Annotated in this window: 18 protein-coding genes; 10 read left to right on the plus strand and 8 right to left on the minus strand. The window is 40.4% G+C overall.

The features are described 5' to 3' along the window. The first annotated feature begins 170 nt into the window (after positions 1-170). The gene (locus FNT16_RS10205) at positions 171-1,088 is read left to right on the plus strand and encodes a leucine-rich repeat domain-containing protein (RefSeq protein ID WP_143871489.1); all 918 of its coding nucleotides are present in this window, start codon (positions 171-173) and stop codon (positions 1,086-1,088) included. A 6-nt stretch (positions 1,089-1,094) separates the two neighbouring features. On the opposite strand, the gene FNT16_RS10210 is transcribed toward FNT16_RS10205, so the two are convergent. Further along, entirely contained in the window at positions 1,095-1,586 is a 492-nt protein-coding gene (locus tag FNT16_RS10210) for a DUF4240 domain-containing protein (RefSeq protein ID WP_143871490.1), read from the minus strand. A gap of 212 nt (positions 1,587-1,798) precedes the next feature. On the opposite strand from FNT16_RS10210, the gene FNT16_RS20370 reads away from it, so the two are divergent. Next, positions 1,799-1,942, plus strand: a complete 144-nt coding sequence (locus tag FNT16_RS20370; protein ID WP_185976569.1) for a hypothetical protein — start codon at positions 1,799-1,801, stop codon at positions 1,940-1,942. 94 nt (positions 1,943-2,036) lie between these two features. Then, complete coding sequence (locus FNT16_RS10215; protein WP_143871491.1) at positions 2,037-3,140, plus strand: ISAs1 family transposase; 1,104 nt, start codon at positions 2,037-2,039, stop codon at positions 3,138-3,140. Positions 3,141-3,286: 146 nt separating this feature from the next. Here the strand turns inward: FNT16_RS10215 and FNT16_RS10220 are convergent, their stop codons facing one another. The 3 genes from FNT16_RS10220 to FNT16_RS10230 all read right to left on the minus strand — a co-directional run bounded on the left by FNT16_RS10220 (position 3,287) and on the right by FNT16_RS10230 (position 9,774). Further along, on the minus strand, positions 3,287-5,434 hold the full coding sequence (locus tag FNT16_RS10220; RefSeq protein ID WP_143871492.1) for a methyl-accepting chemotaxis protein: 2,148 nt from the start codon (positions 5,432-5,434) through the stop codon (positions 3,287-3,289). 520 nt (positions 5,435-5,954) lie between these two features. Beyond that, positions 5,955-6,677, minus strand: coding sequence for a YebC/PmpR family DNA-binding transcriptional regulator (locus tag FNT16_RS10225; RefSeq protein ID WP_143871493.1), 723 nt, complete (start codon positions 6,675-6,677; stop codon positions 5,955-5,957). A 97-nt stretch (positions 6,678-6,774) separates the two neighbouring features. After that, on the minus strand, positions 6,775-9,774 hold the full coding sequence (locus FNT16_RS10230) for a hybrid sensor histidine kinase/response regulator (protein ID WP_185976570.1): 3,000 nt from the start codon (positions 9,772-9,774) through the stop codon (positions 6,775-6,777). Between the two features lie 300 nt (positions 9,775-10,074). On the opposite strand from FNT16_RS10230, the gene FNT16_RS10235 reads away from it, so the two are divergent. Beyond that, positions 10,075-10,899, plus strand: a complete 825-nt coding sequence (locus FNT16_RS10235; RefSeq protein WP_143871495.1) for a CvfB family protein — start codon at positions 10,075-10,077, stop codon at positions 10,897-10,899. Between the two features lie 7 nt (positions 10,900-10,906). Here FNT16_RS10235 and gdhA read toward each other — a convergent pair whose 3' ends face one another. From gdhA to FNT16_RS10250, 3 genes are all read right to left on the minus strand, one after another. Next, a complete protein-coding gene (gene gdhA, locus FNT16_RS10240; RefSeq protein ID WP_143871496.1) occupies positions 10,907-12,253 on the minus strand; it encodes an NADP-specific glutamate dehydrogenase in 1,347 nt (448 codons plus the stop codon). 68 nt (positions 12,254-12,321) lie between these two features. Further along, positions 12,322-13,419 carry an anhydro-N-acetylmuramic acid kinase gene (locus FNT16_RS10245; protein ID WP_143871497.1) on the minus strand — a complete coding sequence of 366 codons (1,098 nt, stop codon included), beginning with the start codon at positions 13,417-13,419 and terminating at the stop codon, positions 12,322-12,324. After that, on the minus strand, positions 13,419-14,813 hold the full coding sequence (locus FNT16_RS10250; protein ID WP_143872942.1) for a peptidoglycan DD-metalloendopeptidase family protein: 1,395 nt from the start codon (positions 14,811-14,813) through the stop codon (positions 13,419-13,421). Before FNT16_RS10250 ends, FNT16_RS10245 begins: the two co-directional genes overlap by 1 nt. Before the next feature lie 215 nt (positions 14,814-15,028). Here FNT16_RS10250 and tyrS point away from each other — a divergent pair, with 215 nt between their 5' ends. From tyrS to FNT16_RS10275, 5 genes are all read left to right on the plus strand, one after another. Beyond that, positions 15,029-16,228, plus strand: coding sequence for a tyrosine--tRNA ligase (gene tyrS, locus FNT16_RS10255; RefSeq protein WP_143871498.1), 1,200 nt, complete (start codon positions 15,029-15,031; stop codon positions 16,226-16,228). Positions 16,229-16,693: 465 nt separating this feature from the next. Further along, complete coding sequence (gene rluA / locus FNT16_RS10260; RefSeq protein WP_143871499.1) at positions 16,694-17,347, plus strand: bifunctional tRNA pseudouridine(32) synthase/23S rRNA pseudouridine(746) synthase RluA; 654 nt, start codon at positions 16,694-16,696, stop codon at positions 17,345-17,347. After that, complete coding sequence (locus FNT16_RS10265; RefSeq protein ID WP_185976571.1) at positions 17,335-17,862, plus strand: DUF6942 family protein; 528 nt, start codon at positions 17,335-17,337, stop codon at positions 17,860-17,862. The genes rluA and FNT16_RS10265 overlap by 13 nt, the downstream gene beginning before the upstream one ends. Positions 17,863-17,943: 81 nt before the next feature. After that, positions 17,944-18,801, plus strand: a complete 858-nt coding sequence (locus FNT16_RS10270) for a DUF3530 family protein (protein WP_143871500.1) — start codon at positions 17,944-17,946, stop codon at positions 18,799-18,801. Positions 18,802-19,188: 387 nt separating this feature from the next. Next, positions 19,189-20,175, plus strand: coding sequence for an IS110 family RNA-guided transposase (locus FNT16_RS10275; RefSeq protein ID WP_143871501.1), 987 nt, complete (start codon positions 19,189-19,191; stop codon positions 20,173-20,175). 151 nt (positions 20,176-20,326) lie between these two features. Here the strand turns inward: FNT16_RS10275 and ilvC are convergent, their stop codons facing one another. Next, on the minus strand, positions 20,327-21,817 hold the full coding sequence (gene ilvC, locus FNT16_RS10280; protein ID WP_143871502.1) for a ketol-acid reductoisomerase: 1,491 nt from the start codon (positions 21,815-21,817) through the stop codon (positions 20,327-20,329). 247 nt (positions 21,818-22,064) lie between these two features. Between ilvC and ilvY the strand changes: the two genes are divergently transcribed. Beyond that, complete coding sequence (gene ilvY / locus FNT16_RS10285) at positions 22,065-22,946, plus strand: HTH-type transcriptional activator IlvY (RefSeq protein ID WP_143871503.1); 882 nt, start codon at positions 22,065-22,067, stop codon at positions 22,944-22,946. Positions 22,947-22,948 lie beyond the last annotated feature (2 nt).

Genomic DNA, 22,948 nt, shown 5'->3' on the forward strand with positions numbered 1-22,948 from the left:
TCTTAGTATAAGCATTTTCTCAAATCATGAATCATTTTTCGTTGCTATAGTTGTGTACATATCAGAACAAGGGCCTCAATTGAAATTCATATTAAAGAAAAAAGTTGTCTATTGTATACGTTTGTTAGATTGATGTAGATAAATGGTGCACATAAATGTGGAGTGTTGACATGAAGAAACCTGAAATTCAGAGAATACCATTTCGTAATATTAAAGTTCCTGAAAATGGAACTGTAGCTATTATCAGAGATGAGAATCCAGAATCAATTGTTGAGACGGTTAATTCAGAACATATTGATGCTATTAGTATAAATTGTTCACGTGGTTGGACGCGTCAAGACTGTTCTTTTTTAAGTGAAATTCGAAATTTGAAAGCGCTTGATATTATGACAGGACCGTTAATGGGGGTTAATTCAATAGAAGCTATGCCATCTCTTGAAGACGTCCATATTACAGCTGTTACAGATGAAAAGATCAATTTCGGTAACCTTGTTAACTTAAAGTCATGTTCATTGTATTGGTGGCCTGGAGCTTCAAGTATATTTAATTGTTTTCAATTAGAAGAACTTCATTTGGATGAAATTCGCCTTGATGATTATTCAGTAATGTCAAACTTAGTAAATTTGAAAAGGCTAGGCATTTATAATAGTGACATTAAGTCGCTGGAAGGGATTGGCAAACTATCAAATCTTGAAGAATTAGACTTATCGAACTGTCGAAGGTTGGAGAGGTTTGACGAATTAGCTGAATTGTCTAAGTTAAAGAAGTTAATAATTAATGGGTGTGCTAAACTTAATAACATTGATTTTGTTAGTAAACTGTCTGAACTCGAATGGTTGAATATTTCTGATAATCGCTCGATCAAAAGTCTTTCTCCCCTTAAAAACTTGTTCAATTTAAAGATCTTTTTTTTTACAGGCTCAACAATTATTGAAGATGGGAATCTGTCCGCCCTTGAAACATTACCCAAATTGTCAGTACTAAATTTTAATGGCAAAAAGCAATACTCACATAAGCTTGCTATAAAATGGGGATGGGAAAACCTAGATAATCCGAATGTTTTGTTTAATTTACTAACAAAAAAATGAACCATCTTACAAATTGTTATATTTTTTAGCTAACTTTGGAAATAATTTTGGTAAATCCTCTTCATTCCACGCTTTTCCCAACGGTTCGGATGGAAAGTTAACCGTGCTCACTGGGAGTGTAAGTCCAGTGAGCTCTTCGTATGCATCTGCAATAGCATAGCGATATTCTTCTAGTCCAGTATTCTCTATATTATCAATTTTACACAGAAAATCGGGGTTTTTTAGTGCATTTTCGTAGATTTCCTTGCCTTCTGAAATTAAAAAATCACACCAATAATCAAAACCATCATCTGAGCATCCTCCACTTATAGTATACGCTGCCCCCCACAAGTCCCAGCGATACGACTCTGCTAATTTCAAGCAGTATGTTTCATTAAAATCGATAATCTTCTTAGGGGGAAGCTGAAGTAGAACTCTTTTGAGTTCTTTGGGCCTATGTTGTACGGAATCAGAGTTTTTTTTAGCCATGTCAATGATGTTCCAAAATTCATCTATCATGTTACAACGTCCTCTTTCTAATGGATTTCGATGCTGTCTTCTAACATAACGTTGTAATTTTTTTCAAATTAAACCATAGCAAGGTGATAAGAAGATGGCGTTTCTGTCACTTTATTATCGAATGAATTTCGTGTTTTGTATAGTGAAATTTCGAGCAAAAGTTTACAGGTGGGGTTGTTCTGCAAGGCAAGGAAGCCTTATACGAGCGGCTCATGGATGATGAGATGAACACTTTTTGTATAAATCGGCGTCGTAATGCGCCATTATTGAAATTCGCAAAAATCATCAATAAGCAAACAACAAAAGGTGTTCAAGATGCAGGTTACATTAATTGGTATAGATTTGGCAAAAAATAACTTTCAAATTTGTTGTGTAAATCAGGGCAAGATCATACTTTAGTTGCTAAATAGCCTCAAAGTATGATCAAATCTAGTTTTTTGGGCTAGAGCCATGTCATTTATAGACCATTTTGAAACACTTGAAGATACGCGTTCACATATCAATAAAAAGCACGAGTTACTTGATTTCATCTTTCTCACCGTTGTTGCAATTCTATCAGGAGCAGAAGGTTGGAAAGACATTAAGCAGTTTGGTGACAATAAAATAGATTGGTTACGTAAATTCAGACGGTTTGAAAATGGTATTCCAGTTGACGATACCATTGCTAGAATAATCAGTACATTAGAACCAACAGCACTCTTAACTTGCTTTGTAAGTTGGGTAAATGAAATACGAATTAGCCAAGGTCAATCAGTTATTAATTTTGACGGAAAAACACTTAGGCATTCATTTGATGGTGACCGAAAAACGGCAATTCACAGCGTGTCAGCTTATGCTGTAGAGCAAGGACTCGTTTTAGCTCAATGTAAATCCTTGGGGAAGAAGAATGAGGTATCCACAGTCATGGAACTCATTGAATTACTGGAAATAAAAGGAAATATCATCACCGCGGATGCAATGCATTGCCTTAAAAAAGTAGCGACAGCAATTGACAAAAAAGGCGGTGATTATGTGCTACAGGTTAAAAATAACCAAAGTAAATTATCTGACGAAATTAAAGCTTACTTTCATAAAGTGCGCAGAGATAATAAAGAGTTAATTGCAACACATACGCATTCGACAACAAACGATGGACATGGTCGAATTGAACAGCGTACATATGTTCAATTACCCGTGTCATCATGGCTAGAACAAAGAAAAGGTTGGGCAAATTTACGCTCAGTAATAGAAGTTACAAGAGTGCGTTATTTAAACCGTAATCAAAGCTCAGAGGCGGCATATTACATCAGTTCACTCGATGTTAATTTACCACAGATTGCAAAAACGATAAGAAGCCACTGGGCAATTGAAAATTCATCACATTGGGTATTGGATATGACATTCAAAGAAGATGAATCGAGAATTCGTCGCGGTGATGCCCCTGAAAATATGGCGACTTTTAGACGTTTTGCTATGAATTTAGCCCGTCTAAGCTCGATAAAAGATAGTGTAAAGGGTAAGCTCAAACAAGCTGCATGGTCAGACGATATCAGGCAGCAGCTTATATTTGGTTAAAAATCATTCGAGTATGATTTTGCCCTGCTGGCAAGTGCTAAATTCAATTGATAAAAATGAGTAACAAATAAGTGCGTCCCTGCACCACAACGTCTGACAGTTGTTCTTGTCGCTGAGATTTTGCCAGCCCACAGCTCATTTGCGCTTTAACGCTTTTCACTAACGGCAAATATACCCACTAATTGTTGTAATTTACTGGCTGTGGTATCAACCATGTTTGAGCTAACAGCCAGTTCAGAAATTGAATGCGCCATATTATGCGTGACTTCAGTGACATTCCTCGCCGTTTCACCGTTACGCGCACTGTTTTGTTCTATAACACCAATAGTATCGAACATTTGTTCGACGATATTGTGTAACTCTTGGTTTTCACTGGAAGCCGCTTCCGTCAGTTTTAAACTTTGGTCAACATCCTTTACACCTGTTTCCATAAAGTTTACCGCTTCTTGTGTCTCTTGCTGCAAACTTTGTATCATGGTTTGAATGTCCTGTGCGGCTTCGGCGGTGCGTCCTGCAAGGCCTCTGACTTCATCGGCAACCACTGAAAACCCTCGACCATGTTCACCGGCACGCGCTGCTTCAATGGCGGCATTAAGCGCAAGTAAATTGGTTTGATTTGTAATTTCAGTGATCACATTAATAATACTGCCTATTTCGCTCATGCGAGCATCGATTGACTGCACGCTGTTGGCGGTTTTATCTACAATATCTCTAATGGCTTGTGTTCCTGCTCTGGCATCTTGATAATCGCGTTTTGCTTTTTCCACCACATTTGCCATGGTTAGCTTCATATCTTCTGCAGTTTGAGCCGCACGTAAAATCACTTCCCGCTGTTTTTCAATGAGTTTTTGCATGTGCTGCATTGATTCGTATACTTGATTACTACTTGAATGTGCTTCTTCATTACGCTGTAGCATGTTTTCGTTGGTTTGTTTTACATTCATAGACGCCGAGATGACTTGACCAACAATGCGATCCAGATTATCGATAAAACTATTGATCCAACGGCTCATATCACCTGTTTCATCATGTTTGATGCGATTGGCATCCAGTCTTTGTGTTAGGTTTCCCTCACCTTCAGCAATTGTGCGAATAACCGATGTCATTTCATTTAAACGATTAGAAACTTTATTGGTGCCTAATGCCGAAAACAGATAGCAGCTAAAAATGGCTGCGCCGGCCGTTATGCTATTAACTGAAAGTAGAGATAAATCAGTTAAACTATGTAAACTGGTATTTAAACCGACAATCCCTGAGACCATGATTAGGTAGATCTTATTGAGCGTTAAATTAATCGATCGGCGACGATAAACTTCTTCTAGATCACCTTCGCACATCATGCCCCAAACATCTTCTGAACCGGGTAATTGGAAAGTTACGCCTTTACCAATAACAGGAATATGTCGATAGTCCGAATACCCTGGATACATGGTATATAGGTTTTCACCGTTGCGAATGGTTTCACGCACGCCCGGGTGTAATTGACCGGTGGCCGGATCAGTAAATCTAATTTCGAATTCAGTGTGGCGTTTAACCTGAACAACACCAAATCCAGTATTAATGCCCGATTTTAAGTTCTCACCATGGCTAAAGGTGCTGTCTTCAAAACGAGAGCGAGACAGCGCAACACCACTACGAATACTGGTATCAAAACGAGACTCGACCATGAATAAATAGTTATCGCCAGATTCAGGGTAAATGTGGCCAGCCTCACGCTGAATCAGGTCGCCCAATACATCGTTAGGCACTCTGGCTGCTAAGACTGCTTCAGCGTTGCCTGCAACTTTTATTGGCAGGTAAAACATTAGAGTGACTTCGTCGTGAAATTTTGAACTAGAAGGACCAATTTCCAGCGTTGTTTTGTCAATGTAAGGACCATGAAGGAAAGGTTTTTCCAATCCTTTTTGCAGCGCTGCCAACTGATTATGAGAGCGGCCAATTCGTGAATGATAACTGGTCGCTAGAACATTGCCTTGTGGAGATATCAGCATGAGTTCACTGATGTCGATTGCATCTTCTAACTTTTTAAGCAGTAAACTTTGATTGTGTCGGTTGTCATCTAAGTTGATGGATGCAGCAATAGACTGAAGATGCTCCCATTGGTTATTTGTCCAGTTTTGTAACAGCTTCACTCGAGTTGCGGCAATGCCCTCAAATGTCTGTTCGACTGTGGCATAGGTACTTTTGTTTACAAAACAAGACCAACCGAGCGCCAACTTTCCATTGCTGCCAAACCAAGGTAACCAACTTTTTTCTTGTCTGCTTAACTGCATCAATCTACTTTTTAATAGCATGCTCAGGTGTACTCCTCAATCAGGTGTGTTTAATACGCGAAAACCCACAACCACCATACTGATGTTTTCTTACATTTGATTGAATCGAATTTGCAACTTCGATGCCTGATTATATTCGGTATCTAAAATACCAATAAAATATGATTTTTATCAGTAATAGAAAGGGCTTGAGAAACGCAATAAAAATAGGGGGTTGTCAGTACATTGTGATTTTGTGTTGCATTATTTTAGTGCGACAGATAATTATAAAATGAATTCGTCTAAAAACACGCATTGAATAACGCTTTAGATTTACTCATAGCTAGATAGCGTTTTTTTAACAACTATAACATTTTTGAAATGTCAGTGAGGTTTTATATTGGTGCAATAATTATAGGTCGCATTGTTTTGGTGCTATGTTTTCGTTTTCTTTGGTGCAAAGGAGGTGCAGGGGGAAGTGTTGGTGAGAGGTACAGGTGAGAATGAATGGGGTTCTCGAATTGAACGCCATTCATTTTTTTGAAGATTTAACTAAATTTAACTAAGCTGGAAATTCTGCATTATGATAAATTTCTTGCACGTCATCACAGTCGTTGAGCATATTGACAAACTTATCAAACATATCAACATCTTCACCTGTTATTTCAGTGTAAGTTTGAGGGTTAAATGTGATTTCTTCAATTTCAAAATTCGGATTGTCAAAATTATCAACCAGCGCGGTTTTTACTTTGTAAAATTCTGTATGTGGGGCTAAAACAGTTATCATACCGTCTTCACTTTCAACGTCTGTGACATCCGCATCGGCCATTAATAATGCTTCCAATACTGCATCTTCGTCATCCCCAGCAAAAGCAAATACCGCTTGATGGTCAAACATATGAATGGCAGAACCCGGTGCGCCTAGTTTAGAATTAGTTTTGGTAAAACAATTTCGCACATCCGCAAAGGTTCGGTTTGAATTATCGGTTAAGCAGTCGACAATCACCATGCAGCCACCTGGGCCAAACCCTTCGTAGCGAGCCGGTGCATAATCTTCACCTGCACCACCTTGCGCCTTATCTATCGCTTTTTCTATAACATGAGATGGCACTTGATCTTTTTTGGCTTTATCAATTAAACGGCGCAGTGCTAGGTTGGCATCTGGGTCTGGACCACCATTTTTCGCTACAACGTAAATCTCTTTACCATACTTTGAATAAACTTTAGTTTTTGCGCCGTGAGTTTTTGCCATTGAGGCCTTACGGTTTTCGAAACTTCTACCCATTCTGTCACTCTGTTTTTATATATTTAAAAATTGCGCTAATTTTAACGGTATTTGGGGTCATTAAGCCAGTTTTACTTTGTCTTAAGACAAAACAGCCCTAATCCATTAAATACTGGCTCAGTACCTTGTATAGCTCATCAAGCATAATCGGTTTCGCTAGGTGAGCGGTAAAACCCAGTTGCAAGTAACTTTCTATATCTTCTTCTAATACATTGGCCGTCAAAGCTAAAATTGGTTTTTGATAACCGATATCACGCAAACGCACGCATGTACTGGGTCCATCCATCTGTGGCATTCTGATATCTAAAAGAATCAAATCAGGTTCTGGTTTTATTTTATCCAATACTTCTAACCCATTATTTACCATAATAATGTTTGCGTTGGATGGTTCTATCAATGCTTGAATAACCGCCTGATTAATCAGTTCATCTTCTGCTATTAAGATGGTTTTACCTTTTAAATTGGGTAATTCAAGAGCAATTTGGGTGCCAGCGTCGGTTATTGAAGGTTTTAAAATGTCTGTGTCTAATTTAAGCGGTAAACTAATGTGGAATGTGGTAGGGTACTGATTGCAGCTGGTAACCGAAATATCGCCTTTCATCCGGCGTGCGAGCTTGGCTGCCAGCGTTAATCCTAAGCCTGAGTAACCGTAAAGGTGGCGGGCGTCCATCTGTTGTTTGGGCTGAAATAGGGTTTCGATTGCCATCTGTGGTAAAGCGACACCGTTATCGCTCATTTCAAATTCAATTATTTGATTGGAGGATGTCATATCAGCATGGACATCTACTCGTATTTCAATGATTGCATTTTCTAATCGTTTAGCGTTGTAGTTGAGCAGATTATAGAAAATTTTATAAATTCTAGCTGGATCTCCGATGAAGTTCTTGTTGCACTTTTTCGTTAAGTCGAGTGATATCCTGACATTATTCATGCTAGCCGCAGGTTTTATATCTGCAATGACTCGTTCTATTTCTGTTTGTAAATTAAAAGTTTGGTATTTAAGTTTGAGTTGATTTTGGCTGAGTGACATATAGTCAGTAATGTCGTCAATGGCTGCCAGTAAATTGCTTGCAGAATGTAATATACTTTGCGGCGAGACCGTGTTACCGGCGTTTTCTATCTGATTGTGTTGCATTTGTAAAAAGCCGGTAATGCTATTTAATTGGGTTCTAAATTCGTGACTAATATTGCCAATTATTGCACGATTTATCGATAATTCTAATTCGGTGCTACGTCTGCTTTCTGCTAAGCGTAGTTGCTCCCGTTTTATCTCTGTAATGTCTAGATTGCTGCCAATAATCGCAATCGGTTCGGCAAATTTGTTAAATTCGACAAAAGAGTCTGCTTTAATATGTTTTACACTGCCGTCAGTTGTTTTGATTCTAAATTCATCGTGCCAGGCTTCTTTGTTGTTAAACGCTTTTAACAGAGCTGTCTCAACACGCTCGATGTCATCTTCGTGTACATATTCTTTCCAAACAAGATAACTTAGTCCCTGATTTACTTGTGTATCTGGGACTTTATAAATATTCAGCATATTCGCATCCCATTCAAGGCTATCATCTAGTAGATTCCAGTGCCAAATACCGAGTGCTGCATTACCTGTAACTCTTGACATTTGATTATTTAGGGTTGCGAAACAACGTTTTTTATGTCGTTCCTGGTGACTAGTGTGGTAGGTCAGCAATAGACAGAAACTGAGTAACAGCATGATAACTAAAATTGTAGTGGGTATATTTGATAAGTAGCGAGCCGTTAAGTTAGCGGTAGGTAAAATTTGTATATTGTATTCATTGCCGCCAAAAGGAATGATATTTTCAACTTTGATTTCAGTTGCTGTGATTTGTTTGATATCTACTTTATTATCTACTGCAAATTGAAATATCACCTGCTCCTTCTGACTGAGGTAAAGGCGAATATCTTGCCAGTTGATATTGTGATTATTTTTGTAGATCAGTTTTTCAAATGAGATGATAGCGAGCAGATAATTGTCATAAGATACCTGCCCGTATGGATTGACAATCACAAAATAAGCTTTTCCATCCGGCAGAATAAACCAATTAGAAGTCGCTGCAGAGAGGTTTAGTTTCGCTTTTCTTAAAGCCTGTTTTACCACAGGTAAATCTAACAGAGTATCAATATAATCGCTGATAATATCGTCGTTAAAGCGTTCTGCGACTCGTTTGATATTCTTATCTAAAAGTAAAATGCCTTCATACCAAGGTTGGTCAAATAAATAGCTTTCAGCATCATTTTGCCAGCTTTCAGTATTGATATAGTCAGTAAAGTGCAATCGGTTTGCCATGCGCTGTAAAGCATTGTAGGAATACTGGTACTTGTGAGCTAAATCAGACTCAAATTGTCTAGCAATGGACTGAGTGTGCTGTTGTACGTTGGCCATTTCTTTTTTATGTATGGCTTGCCAACTAATAATGCACATTGCACACAATGCTTGTGTAGCGATAGCCATGATCAACATATGACGTGTGATTTTAAAGCGTTCGCCATTATGCAGTGTCAGAAGATAAGTGCTTGAGCCCAGTATAAATCCTATGCTGGTATGTAAAGCCATTTGTGTGTAGTAACCCCAACCAAATGCAGCGCTGATATTGAGTAAATATCCAGCTAGTGCGACAAAGCTAAGAAATAGTGTGACTGCAGCTAATATAAATTTTGTTAAGAAAACTTGGTAAAAATTTTTGTATTTATCAGGCGTCGGAGTTAACACTAAGCTCATTAGGATAAAGCAAATAGCTGTATTTGGGGCCATTCGCCCCGGGTGGGAGGTAGCCTGTGTGATATAATGCTGCATAAACAGCTGGTCAATTGAAAAGTCGACGCCCGCTATATATTGAATTAGAGTTAAAGTTGCGATTAATGCTATAAAGCTGCAACAAAAGGTTTTGAGTAATTTGTTTGAGATGAGTAGCGATAGACCCAATAAAATAAACCCTAAAGCGGTGTTGTATTGCATCGGGACCAGTGAGGGTAAAAGTTGAACCAGCGCGACCAGTTGCATGTGCCAACCAAAAATGACTAAGCAACCTAAAAACACTATGAGCCAGCCAAAAAAACGTACTAGTTGCAATTGCACCACATTCGTATCCATATTCTTATTAGGAGATTATATTAGTTATTCTTATGCCTTTGCCCAAATTGAGAAGGTAAACCCTTTGAACAAAGGCGGTTAAATTCTAAAACCCATCTATTTTATTTAAGTGTAGTTAGTAATCAGAATATTGCCGCGCAAACTTAAATAGATTCGAGACTGATTATACTCTCTATCTTATCAGGAGCTATTGATGATTGGAGTACAAAAATTGTTTGCAAAAGATCTACAGACCCTAATAGATAGGTTAGAATAGCTGCATTATATTTCAAGAATTATGGCGACCCAATGATACAGCTTGGTCAAAGATATCAACTGGAAGTAGTAAAAGGTGCTGAAATTGGATTTTGGTTAGATGCAGAAAACCTTGGAGAGGTTTTTCTGCCGCGTAAATGGACAACGGAGAAAATAGAGCTGGGCGATAAAGTCGATGTTTTTATTTACTGCGACTCAAAAGATCGGCTAACAGCGACAATGCGGCGGGTAAAAGCGCAAGTTGGTGAGTTTACCAGTTTAAAAGTCTCGGCTTTAAGTCCTTATGGTGCATTTTTAGATTTTGGCTTAGACAAAGATGTTTTGGTGCCGATGAGCGAGCAGCGCCAACCAATGGAAGTCGGGCGTTCATATTTGGTGTATTTGTATTTAGATGAAGCCGGTCGAATAGCGGCATCAAATAAAGTCGATAAGTTTTTAGATCAGACGCCTGCTGAATATAAAACTAAAGAAGCGGTTAATTTATTGATACTCAATCAAACTGATTTAGGTTACAACGCGATAATTAATCATCAACATCGTGGTGTGCTATATGCGAATGAAGTATTCGAAAAGCTGACTTTTGGGATGCGAAAAAGGGGCTATATTAAGCAAGTCCGAGATGATGGCAAAATTGACTTAACCTTACAAGGTGGCAAAGAAACGCTGGATAAGTATGCAAAACAAATTCAACGTTATTTAGAAAATAATAAGGGCTTCGCGCCGTTACATGATAAGTCTAACCCTGATGACATCAAAGATATTCTGGGGATGAGTAAAGGCGCATTTAAAAAAGCAATTGGTGGTTTATATAAGCAAAAAGTTATCCGTATTGAAAAAGACGGTATTTATCTATTATAGCCTCTAGCTAGCCAATTCCCTGTGCAATCAATGCGCTGGCCACACGTTGAAAAGCGGCTTGGTTGGCGCCTTGTCGATAGTGGATATAACCATTATTCTTCTGCCCATATTCGACACATTGAGCATGGATTTCTTGCATAATACTTTTTAGTTTGTTATCCAATTCAGCAAATGGAATGCTAGAAAAACTGGCGTTTTGCTCCATTTCTAAGCCGGATAAAGCAACCCCACCGGCATTGCTGGCTTTGCCCGGTACATGCAGAATCTTGTATTCTTCAAAAACAGCTATCGCTTTGTTGGTACAAGGCATATTGGCACCCTCTGCAATTAAAAAGCAGTGATTATCTTTTAAGTTTATCGCATCACTTTTTGTCAATTCATTTTGTGTTGCACAAGGCAGGGCAATGTCGCAGGGTATATGCCACGGCGTTTTTTTAGCGAGCCAGGTTTTGTCTTTTTGTCGCGCCAGCTCTTTAAGTTTGCTGGTTGAATCTTTCTCGGAGGCCAGCAAATCACCTATATTTTTGGCAGAAAAACCCTGCTTGGATTGCAAGGTCCCTTTGCTGGACGCCAAAGAAACGACTTTTGCGCCAAGTTCAATTGCTTTTTGCGCGGCGTGTAATGCAACGTTGCCACAGCCAGATATACAGATTGTTTGCTCCGTTATTTTTTTGTCGCACTGCTGCAATACTTGTTCAACAAAATAAATTAACCCATAACCTGTCGCCTCGGTGCGTACATGGCTGCCGCCAAATTCAATATCTTTACCGGTTAAAGCGCCGGTAAAATGATTCGCTAAGCGTCTGTATTGGCCAAAAAGATAACCAATTTCTCTGTTGCCGACGTTGATATCTCCGGCAGGTACGTCAGTGTTTTCACCGATATGGCGATATAACTCATTCATATATGCCTGACAAAATCGCATAATTTCTCTGTTGCTACGACCTTTGGGATCAAAGTCAGCACCCCCTTTACCACCACCAATTGAAAAACCGGTGAGTGCGTTTTTAAAGGTTTGTTCAAACGCTAAAAATTTTAAGATGGATTCATTGACCGTAGGATGAAAGCGGATCCCACCTTTATACGGGCCAATTAAGTTACTGTGCTGTACCCGCCAACCGCGATTAATTTGTATCTCGCCGTTATCATCTTCCCAACAGACCCGAAAAGATATTATTCGATCTGGCTCGGTGAGCCTATGTAGTACTTTTTCTTGCTGATAGTCGGCAGAGTCTTGAATGGGGTGCAACACATCTTTAGCTAGATCCGATACAGCTTGTACAAATTCAGCCTGATTTGGATTTCGTTTGTTAAGCCAGTCATTAAATTCTTTAAGATTAAATTGTTTAGCCATAAGAGCACTCCTTTTATCCTTTATAAAGGATACGCCATTAAACTTAATTCAGACCACTTACGCTCAAATCAAGCAGGGTATAAGCAACCTAAAACCTTTGTTTTACGCGCGCCAGTTACCTGTGGCAGGTTGGCTGTGATTTTTTCTCTGAAGCAATAGGCTAGCCAGGCGAAACATTGTGATTCTACCCAGTCTGGATCAATTTTAACCGCAGCTGAAGAGGCGATAGTAAAATCATCACTTAAAGCTTGTTGTAAGCTCGCTAACAGTGCTTTGTTATGTGCGCCGCCGCCGCATACCCAAACATTACCATGTTTGATTTTAGTGGCTATTTCTTGCGCAATAGTAACACAGGTAAATTGCAGTAAAGAGCGCTGCACATCCACAGCTTCGATATCAAAATTTGCTAATTTTGTTTGCAGCCACGCTAAGTTGAAGTATTCCCGACCCGTGCTTTTAGGGGGGGCTTTGGCAAAGTAAGGATCATTAAGCAGTTTTTGTAATAGTTGTTCACTGACTCTGCCTTGCGCTGCCCATTCACCGTTTTTGTCATATGCTTTTTGTTGTTGCAGATTTATCCAGTCATCCAGCAGTGCATTACCCGGCCCTGTATCATAGGCCCCTAGCAATTTTCCGTTTTCATCAAATAGACTTAGGTTGGCAATTCCACCAATGTTTAATAATACTTGAGGTTGATTTGCTGGGGGTAATATTTGTTGATGAAATGCGGGCACTAAAGGCGCACCTTGACCGCCTGCAGCAATATCCGCACTGCGAAAATCACCGATGACATCGATACCGGTTAATTCTGCTAACAAGGCGTAATTGCAAATCTGCACGGAAAAGGGCGAGCTTAGATCAACGCAGTGGCGGATTGTTTGTCCGTGGCAGCCAATTGCATTTACCTGGCTGCTATCTATATTGCTTTTTGCAAGCAGCGCCTTAACTGCTTTTGCGTACAAATGTGCTAACTGATTTGCGAGCAAGCCCGTGCGGATTATTTCATTATCTGTTGCTTGGTAGAGCGAAACAATTTGTTGTTTTAATTGAGCTGAAAATTCTAAGAAATAGTGTTCGGCAGGTTGCATCTCTGGTGAGAAGCCAACCAAACTGGCATCGATGCCATCAGCACTGGTGCCTGACATCAAACCAATATAATAAGGCATTAATTTGCCGCCAGAATCAAACGCTTGTTGGTTTCCAGCATACCGAGCATATTCTTAGCTATGCTTAAAAACGCTGTCTTTTCGGCAGGGTCTATCGGCAAGGCTTTCGGCAGTTGAACGGTTTTTGGATTGCGGTGGACGCCATTCACTAAAAATTCATAATGTAAATGCGGACCTGTAACTCGACCGGTAGCACCGACTGTGCCTATTTTTTGATTTTGTTTTACTTTTTGCCCAGTGCGCACGGCACGTTTATGCAGGTGTAAATACTTGGTTACGTATTCTTTACCATGCTGAATAAACACATAATTACCGTTTAGGCTGTTGTAACCCGATTTGATGACTTTACCGTCGCCAGCGGATACCACTGGTGTGCCGACTCTGGCCGCGTAATCGATACCTCGGTGTGGTGCAACACGACCCGTTACCGGATGTAACCTTCTTGGATTAAAACTCGAACTGATATACTTAAAATTGACCGGCGCACGTAAAAAGGCTTTACGCATGCTATTGCCCTCTGGTGTGTAATATTCGCCGTCTGAGTGACGTACGGCAATAAAAGTTTCACCTTGGGTGGTGAATTCAGCGGCTAAAATATTGCCGTAACCTGCTGCTTCACCTTCTACTAGCAATTCTTCATAAACAACCGAAAAATTATCACCTTCACGTAAATCTAATGCAAAGTCGATATCCCAGCCGAAGATATTTGCTAGATTCATGATTTGAGTATTGTTTAAACCGGCTTGTACACCTGCATTCCAGAAGCTGTTTTTGATAATAGCCGCGGCAAAACCGTGACGAATATCGACAGGTTTGGTTATTTGTTGTGATTGATAACCTTGTTCGGTGTAATTAATTTCAATTAACTCAGTTTTAGACAGGGGATAAACCAACTGCTGCAGTTTGTCAGCTGAAAATCCCAGTTGAATCACTTGCCCTGGCATTAATTTGCGAACCAGTGTATCAACAGCAGGCCCGCTATTACTGACTTGTAGTAGTGTTTTTGCAGATAAACCATTGCGCTCAAATATTTTAGCCAGACTGTCATTTCGTTGCACTGTAACATCACGCCAGTCTAAAACGTCTTCAACCAAATGTTCTCGCGTAGCGGCCGTTTCAGGTGTGTCTTTCAAATCTGTTTTTGTTGTTTGTGGTTGAGTTTCGATAGACTCGGCTTGTGGCGATTTTGCTTGACTGTTTTGTGCTTGTTGCATGGTTGATAAATCGTAACGCACGCCAGGTTGCAGACGAATGTCGGCTGAGTCATTTTGTCGTGAAGCACTGGCATCTTCGGAAGGCAACAATATCAGAATTGTTAATACCAGACTAATAGAACCTATATAAACTTTATGTAATGTTGGAAAATTACTCCAAACACGTGTAATGCCACGCATCAACATTTCACCCCCAGTTAGAATTCAAGCGAAGAATATAATGAATTCACTATTTTTGCCAGTTTAGAAGCTTTAAATTAGACCAAATGACCGATAAAATGGCTTCCTTTTACGCTATTTTGTCGTTTATTGGTTACACTTTCGTTTCTAAACCGATAAGACAGGTAGCATTTTGCTCGTTTTTAATCAGAAACTCAATAAAAGTAGGTATAGGCATGGCCGATGTTCAGGCAGCACTTGCGGAAATTAAACGTGGTGCAGAAGAGATCCTTGTAGAAGAAGAATTAATTGAAAAGCTAAAAACTGGCAAACCGTTGCGTATTAAAGCCGGTTTTGATCCCACCGCGCCCGATTTGCATTTAGGACACACGGTATTAATTAACAAACTGCGCGCTTTTCAGCAATTAGGCCACGAAATTATCTTTTTAATAGGTGACTTTACCGGCTTAATTGGTGACCCGACAGGAAAAAATGTCACCCGTAAACCACTTACTCGCGAAGAGGTTATGGCCAATGCGGAAACTTACAAAGAGCAAGTGTTTAAAATATTAGATCCTGACAAAACACGCATTGAGTTTAATTCAAGCTGGATGGAAAAGTTAGGTGCTGCCGGCATGATTAAACTGGCAGCGCGTCAAACCGTTGCGCGTATGCTAGAGCGGGATGATTTTAAAAAGCGCTACAATGGTGGCCAATCAATTGCCATTCATGAATTTTTGTATCCGTTAGTCCAAGGGTGGGACTCAGTTGCCTTGCAAGCTGATGTTGAACTGGGCGGTACAGATCAGAAATTTAATTTATTGATGGGACGCGAATTGCAAAGAGAGGAGGGGCAGAAACCTCAAACCGTTCTAATGATGCCATTGCTGGAAGGTTTAGATGGCGTCCAGAAGATGTCTAAATCATTAAATAATTATATCGGTATCACAGACGCACCAAATGAGATGTTTGGTAAAATTATGTCTATTTCGGATGATTTGATGTGGCGTTATTTCGATTTGTTGAGTTTTCGTCCGCTTGACGAAATCGCCGGATTAAAAGAAGCCGTCGCGGGTGGTAAAAACCCAAGAGATATTAAAATTGAATTGGCAAAAGAGTTAATCGCGCGTTTTCATGATGAGGCAGCGGCTGAAGGCGCACATCAGGATTTTATCCAGCGCTTTCAAAAAAACGCGATCCCAGATGATATCGAAGAAAAAACGATTGCACTTGAAGGAGAGGTGGGTATTGCTTCGTTACTAAAAGAAGCGGGATTAGCAGCCAGTACCAGTGAGGCTATGCGCATGATTAAACAAGGCGCGGTTAAAATTGATGGTGAGAAGGTGACAGATAATAAATTGCAAATTGAGCAAGGTTCAACTGCTGTCTATCAGGTTGGCAAACGTAAATTTGCAAAAATAACTTTATCACAATAAAACAGTAGCTAAAATGAAACTCGAAACTCAAAGCTAAAATGTAGGTCGCGGCTTTAGCCCGACAAAGGCATAACGCACAATTGTCGAATTAAGATTGTCGCCCTAAAGGACGACCTACACAGCTCGTAGCTCGAAACTCAAAGCTCAAAGCTAAAATGTAGGTCGCGGCTTTAGCCCGACAATGTAGGTCGGACTTTAGTCCGTCAAAGCAAGCAACACAATTGCCGAACTAAACAATTGTCGCCCTAAAGGAACGACCTACACAGCTCGTAGCTCGTAGCTCGAAACTCGAAACTAAAATGTAGGTCGCGGCTTTAGCCCGACAAAGGCATAACGCACAATTGTCGAATTAAGATTGTCGCCCTAAAGGACGACCTACACAGCTCGAAGCTCGCGACTCGAAGCTCGCGACTCGAAGCTCGTAGCTAAAATGTAGCTAAAAATCCATAACGTGAAAACCAAAATTTGAAATTTATATACAATCCACCACAAACACCCATATTATCCATTCTGTATCATGATGCTGATATCGTGGTATTCAATAAACCCAGTGGTTTGTTGTCTGTTAAGGGCAAATTACCCGAACATCACGACAGTATGGAACTTAGAGCCGCTCGCGTGTGGCCTAATATCGGGGTGGTTCATAGGTTGGATATGGCAACTTCAGGCCTGATGGTTTGGGCGTTGCATAAACCAGCTCATAGCTCGTTGGCCCGTCAGTTTCAGGAACGGCAAACCGAAAAAACTTACATTGCACGCATATTTGGCAAACCAGAAGCTGAGCAAGGTTGTATTGAATTACCATTGATTTGCGACTGGCCTAACCGACCTAAACAAATGGTTGATTTTAATCGCGGCAAAAAATCATCGACTTACTGGCAGGTCATGGATTATGAAGATAATGCAACGCGCGTGCAATTACATCCGATTACCGGACGTTCGCACCAACTTCGTGTTCATATGTTGAAATTAGGCCATCCTATCTTGGGTGATCGTTTGTATGCTCATCCTCAAGCGTTATCGATGGCGAGTCGTTTACAATTACACGCGCATACTTTGAGCTTTCACCATCCGATAACGCATGAAAAGATGGAATTTACCGCGCGATGTCCGTTTTAAATTATCATCCATTTCCAGTTGGTTTGGGGGATGTTCAGTTTGACATCGCCGTTTATATCGAAAACAGACCGCCACTAGAGGCATATTTATCGCTTTATCATTTAAAACCGCTGGAAGAAAATGAACTCGACAATATTGTTACGCGTTGCTCAAATAACTGGCGCAAAATATTTAATTGTTACGCTAAATTATTGTATCAATTAAATACATGTGATTTGTCTAGCTGGCAACAGTATCGCGATCAACTCTTTTTAAAAGAAGGAGCTAACGCGGCATTGTTGTTTTCTGCCCCCCTTTTAGCTACAACAGAATTAAAAGAAAGCAAAATAGTCCATGTGATCAGCGGGCGAACCTATGCCAGCAAGCTCAATTTACCCACACTAGATTGGTTAGCACCTGATTTTGCGATCAATCGTCAGCATAAAATTATCGTCTCACCGTATTTTGACTACCGTCAGTTATCGAATATAAAAATAGAGCAGCTCGCCGCGCTGATTCGCCAGCTTCGCATATAATAGTAAAGGCTTATTCACATTGGCCGATACAGTTAATAGTGTTTTTTAGCTTTACATCAGCATTTTTCGGATTTTCGCGATATGACAAAATTTTGGGCTTTTGTATTATCTGTTTTTTCTATGTTCGTAAGTGCAAGCTTACTCTGTGCGGCTGAATATGTTATGCCTGTTAGCCAGCATCAAATCGCTTCAGAAGACCTACTACGTTACGCCCCTACTGAGGAAATTCGAGAATTGATGGCCGGTGAACTCACTTTTACAGCTTTGCAGTCAGAGCAGGAAAGTAACGTGGTTCGTGGTGTCGCAATTTTACTGCCGGATATAAATTTACATGCTAATCAAACGGGTAGCTTTTTTCAGTTAAGATATGCATTAAATCGATATGGCTGGGTCAGTTTAGCTGGAGTGATGCCAGATTTTGAATTGTCAGAAAAAAGCTTTGGTGAAGCAGCCGACAAAGAAAGTCTGCTAAGGCCCAATGCCGATACGCAATTTATTGATGAGGTTGACAGAAACCGCTACTTAGACCAACTCTCGCTCGTGGTTAACGCAATGCAAGAAGAGGTGGTTGGTTACCCCGGCTTGATATTGGTTGTTGCACAAGGTGCTACGGCTGGCTGGTTGGTTGAAGCATATCAAGCACAAAAATTACCTTTGCCGGATGCTTTGGTCTTAATTGCACCTTATTTGCCAGATGACAGATTAAACCGTGCTTTACCAGCTCAAATAGCGCAATTATCTGTACCTATTTTAGACGTTTGGTCGGCAAGAGATAACCGCTGGGCATTAGCGACTGTGCCACTTCGCAATAAAGCATCTAAACGGCATCTAACTTTACACTACCGTCAGCGTGAAATGTTTGGCTACGCTGGGTTAGAAAGCCGTGAAGAGCGGTTAAGCAAAGAAATTTATGGCTATATGACGTATTTGGGGTGGTAGCGTAAAAACTATAATGTAGGTCGCGGCTTTAGCCCGACAAATCTTGCAATATGCAAATTGTCGCCCTAAAGGGACGACCTACACAGCTCGTAGCTCGCGGCTTAAAGCTCGAAGCTCAAAACTGTCGCCCTAAAGGACGACCTACACGGCTCGCAGCTTAAAGCTCGAAGCTCAAAACTGTCGCCCTAAAGGAACGACCTTGTATCTCTCAGTGATTGATGTTTAGCTAGCAGCAATCACATCGGGACGCCAGTGAGTATGTGAACGACCTAATCAGAAAATGATGGGTTGTAGATAATGCCCTGGCTTCCTAACCTCCATAAAACTGAATGGTATCCTAGCGCCCTATTTCAGGTGACGCTGCATGTACAAGGGGAGTAAATAGAGATGAAGGCCTATGCAGGTATTGATGTCGGTAAAGATAAATTAGATGTTAGTTGGTTACGTGACGCCACCACAAACAAGAAGAAAACGAAAGTATTAAAAAACACACCAAAAGGGCATAAAGAACTGGTGACGTGGTTGCTCAAAAATACAAAATATCAACCGCATGAAATCGTTATTACAGTTGAACCAACGGGTGTTTATAGTGAACCCCTCATGTACTATTTACATGAACAAGGATTCATTTTATTACAAGCAAATCCAAGTAAAGCGTCGCAATATGCAAAAGCGTTGAATTTGGTTCATAAGACAGATAAATCGGATGCCACGATGCTAGCCCGTTATGGACATGACCAGCAACATTCTTTGTGTAGATGGCAGCCAGAGCCGGTGGAATCAAGAGCGTTAAAGGCGATGCTACGCAGGCTAGAAGCACTAGAGCAGGATTTGCAGCGGGAAGAAAATCGATTTGAAGCCGCTAATTTTTCAGGCGCATCAGCACGAGTGATTCAGTCGCTGGAAGACATGATAGCGGTGTTGAAAGATGAAATAGACAAGTTAACTCAAGAAATTGACGACCATATAGATGGGCATCCATCACTAAAAAAGAACCGTAAATTACTCCAAAGCATAAGCGGCGTTGGGGTTGTTGTTTCAAGAGTGATGGTTAGCTTGTTAGCCTGTAAGAATTTTAAAAATGCAAAGCAGTTTTCAGCGTATTTGGGTTTAATTCCGAAGCTTAAAGAATCGGGGAAACAGGCTGGAAAAACCACATTAAGCAAACAAGGCCCGAGTTATGTTAGGGTCAAATTATATATGGCAGCAGTCGTGGCAGGGCAACATAATCCTGATATAAAAGCTCAAAAAACACGGTTATTGCAGCAAGGCAAGAATAAAATGCAGGCATTAGGAGCGGCGATGAGAAAGCTGGCTCAAATATGCTTTGGAGTTGTAAAAACTCAAACAGAATATCAGCCTCAAGTTAATTAAATAACGACTTGAAGCTGATTGTGAGAGATGGTATCTACACTTCATGTGAAACTTGAAACTTGAAACTTGTAGCTAAAATGTAGGTCGCGGCTTTAGCCCGACAAATCTTGCAATATGCAAAATGTCGCCCTAAAGGGACGACCTACACAGCTTAAATCGCGTCTTTATCGACAATCGCTTTCATATCAGTCATGTAGCCGCGCAATTCTTGACCAACCCACTCAACTGGGTGGTTACGAATTTCATCGTTTACACGTACTAATAATGCATTATCAACTGTGTTTGACTTAGGTGCTTTGTACTGACCGATAAATGCACTATCTAGGTCTTTTACAAAATCAGTTAATAAAGGAACTGCCGCGTGTGCGAATAAGTAACAACCATATTCCGCCGTATCAGAAATAACAACGTTCATTTCGTACAATTTTTTACGAGCGATTGTATTCGCGATTAATGGCGTTTCGTGTAAAGATTCATAGTATGCAGACTCTTCAATGATGCCAGATTCTGTCATTGCTTCGAATGCTAATTCAACACCGGCTTTAACCATAGCAACAAAGAAAATGTTGTTGTCGAAGTATTCTTGCTCGTCAATTGGAGCATCTTGAGCTGTTGATTTTTCAAAAGCTGTTTCGGCAGTTTCTGCACGCCATTTTAACAAGTTAGCGTCGTCATTTGCCCAGTCTTCCATCATGGTTTTAGAAAAGTGACCTGTGATGATGTCGTCCATGTGCTTGTAGAATAATGGACGTAAAATATCTTTTAACTCACCCGCTAATGCAAAACATTCAATTTTTGCAGGGTTAGATAAACGATCCATCATACCTGTGATGCCGCCATATTTAAGCGCTTCAGTGATGGTTTCCCAACCGTATTGGATTAATTTTGACGCGTAACCTGGTTCAACACCTTCAGCAACCATTTTGTCATAACCTAAAATTGCGCCAGTTTGCAACATACCACAAAGGATAGTTTGCTCACCCATAAGGTCAGATTTTACTTCAGCAACAAAAGAAGATTCTAAAACACCGGCACGATCACCACCTGTGGCAGACGCATAAGCTTTTGCCCACTCTAAACCGTGTGCTTGTGGATCATTTGCAGGGTGAACTGCGATAAGTGTCGGAACACCGAAACCACGCTTATATTCTTCACGTACTTCTGAACCCGGACACTTAGGTGCACACATAATAACAGTGATATCTTCACGAATTTGCATACCTTCTTCAACGATGTTGAAACCGTGAGAGTAAGCTAAAGTTGAACCTTCTTTCATTAACGGCATAACTGCGCTAACAACGGCTGTGTGTTGCTTGTCAGGTGTTAAGTTACAAACTAAATCTGCCGTTGGGATTAAATCTTCGTAAGTACCTACGTTGAAGCCATTGTCTGTTGCATTTTTCCAAGAAGCACGTTTTTGTTCGATTGCTTCTTTACGTAATGCATAAGAAATATCTAAACCAGAATCGCGCATGTTTAAACCTTGGTTTAAACCTTGAGCACCACAACCGACGATAACAACTTTTTTGCCTTTTAATGCTTCACAACCGTTTGCGAATTCGCTGCGGTCCATAAAACGACATTTACCTAATTGTTCTAACTGTTCACGCAATGTTAGCGTGTTGAAGTAATTTTGACCCATGAGGATGTCCTGTATTAATTGATTGAAGTACTAAGTTAGATAACTCGAACTTAAGATACAGTGCTGCAGAAAGATCTATCATTCTGCGGTGCTGAATCTTAGCTGCTAATGAATCTGATCTAAAATTGCGCACACTTTACCCTATTAATTTTATTGCTTAAAGTGATATATTTAAAAAACAGTATTTCATTTTGTGAAATAAAAAGCTTGTCAAAATAAACATTGGTTGGTCATACAAGGCGCGCAAGTGGAACTTAAATCTTTAAAATGCTTTATACATTTAGCTGAAACTCTGCATTTTGCAAAAACCGCAGAAGCCATGCATACCAGTGCCCCGACGCTGAGCAGGCAAATTAAAAAGCTGGAAGAAGAGGCCGGCTGTGTTTTGCTTGAGCGCGATAATCGCAGTGTCGCCTTGACTGAGGCTGGTTTTCAGTTTTTGTCTTTTGCTCGGCAAACTTTGGATAATTGGCAGCAGTTTCAAAAGCATACTCAAAAAAGTGTGCATGAGTTAAAAGGTCAGTTAAAAGTATTTTGCTCGGTGACGGCGTGTTACTCGCATATACCGCCCATTTTGGCGCGTTTGAATCAAAAACATCCCAATATTGAGATATTATTGGAAACTGGCGCGGCTTCATTGGCAATGAATAAAATTATACAAGGCGAAGTAGATATTGCTTTATCGGCCAGACCTGACAACATGCCGAATAACATAGCGTTTCACTCAATCGATAGAATTTCAATGTCTTTGATAGGCCCTGCGATTGAATGTGATGTGCAACAAAAATTGACCGTGGAGCAGCCTGATTGGCAGGCGATCCCCTTCATTATTGCAGATTCTGGATTTACCCGTACGCGAAGCGATAAATGGTTTCGTGCTCATCATATTAAACCGAATATTTACGCAAGAGTTGCCGGTCATGAAGCGATTGTATCTATGGTTGCTTTAGGTTGTGGAATCGGCTTAGCGCCTGATATAGTGATCCAAAATAGTCCGGTACGCGATAAAGTGACCACGATTGATGCGGGAGCAGATATCGAACCTTTTGAGTTGGGGGTTTGTTGCTTACAAAAACATTTGGTCGAACCTTTAGTTGCGGCATTTTGGCAGGAAGCTGTCGCTGTGTAAGC

Origin of the sequence: Catenovulum sediminis, from assembly GCF_007289895.1 — a bacterium.
Classification (GTDB): Bacteria; Pseudomonadota; Gammaproteobacteria; order Enterobacterales; family Alteromonadaceae; genus Catenovulum; species Catenovulum sediminis.

What these genes read in the sequence shown, in the direction of transcription:
- FNT16_RS10205 (WP_143871489.1), top strand. Translation starts at nt 171, where the DNA reads ATGAAGAAACCTGAAATTCAGAGAATACCATTTCGTAATATTAAAGTT.
- FNT16_RS10210 (WP_143871490.1), bottom strand. Translation starts at nt 1,586, where the DNA reads ATGATAGATGAATTTTGGAACATCATTGACATGGCTAAAAAAAACTCT.
- FNT16_RS20370 (WP_185976569.1), top strand. Translation starts at nt 1,799, where the DNA reads ATGGATGATGAGATGAACACTTTTTGTATAAATCGGCGTCGTAATGCG.
- FNT16_RS10215 (WP_143871491.1), top strand. Translation starts at nt 2,037, where the DNA reads ATGTCATTTATAGACCATTTTGAAACACTTGAAGATACGCGTTCACAT.
- FNT16_RS10220 (WP_143871492.1), bottom strand. Translation starts at nt 5,434, where the DNA reads ATGCTATTAAAAAGTAGATTGATGCAGTTAAGCAGACAAGAAAAAAGT.
- FNT16_RS10225 (WP_143871493.1), bottom strand. Translation starts at nt 6,677, where the DNA reads ATGGGTAGAAGTTTCGAAAACCGTAAGGCCTCAATGGCAAAAACTCAC.
- FNT16_RS10235 (WP_143871495.1), top strand. Translation starts at nt 10,075, where the DNA reads ATGATACAGCTTGGTCAAAGATATCAACTGGAAGTAGTAAAAGGTGCT.
- gdhA (WP_143871496.1), bottom strand. Translation starts at nt 12,253, where the DNA reads ATGGCTAAACAATTTAATCTTAAAGAATTTAATGACTGGCTTAACAAA.
- FNT16_RS10245 (WP_143871497.1), bottom strand. Translation starts at nt 13,419, where the DNA reads ATGCCTTATTATATTGGTTTGATGTCAGGCACCAGTGCTGATGGCATC.
- FNT16_RS10250 (WP_143872942.1), bottom strand. Translation starts at nt 14,813, where the DNA reads ATGCGTGGCATTACACGTGTTTGGAGTAATTTTCCAACATTACATAAA.
- tyrS (WP_143871498.1), top strand. Translation starts at nt 15,029, where the DNA reads ATGGCCGATGTTCAGGCAGCACTTGCGGAAATTAAACGTGGTGCAGAA.
- FNT16_RS10265 (WP_185976571.1), top strand. Translation starts at nt 17,335, where the DNA reads ATGTCCGTTTTAAATTATCATCCATTTCCAGTTGGTTTGGGGGATGTT.
- FNT16_RS10270 (WP_143871500.1), top strand. Translation starts at nt 17,944, where the DNA reads ATGACAAAATTTTGGGCTTTTGTATTATCTGTTTTTTCTATGTTCGTA.
- FNT16_RS10275 (WP_143871501.1), top strand. Translation starts at nt 19,189, where the DNA reads ATGAAGGCCTATGCAGGTATTGATGTCGGTAAAGATAAATTAGATGTT.
- ilvC (WP_143871502.1), bottom strand. Translation starts at nt 21,817, where the DNA reads ATGGGTCAAAATTACTTCAACACGCTAACATTGCGTGAACAGTTAGAA.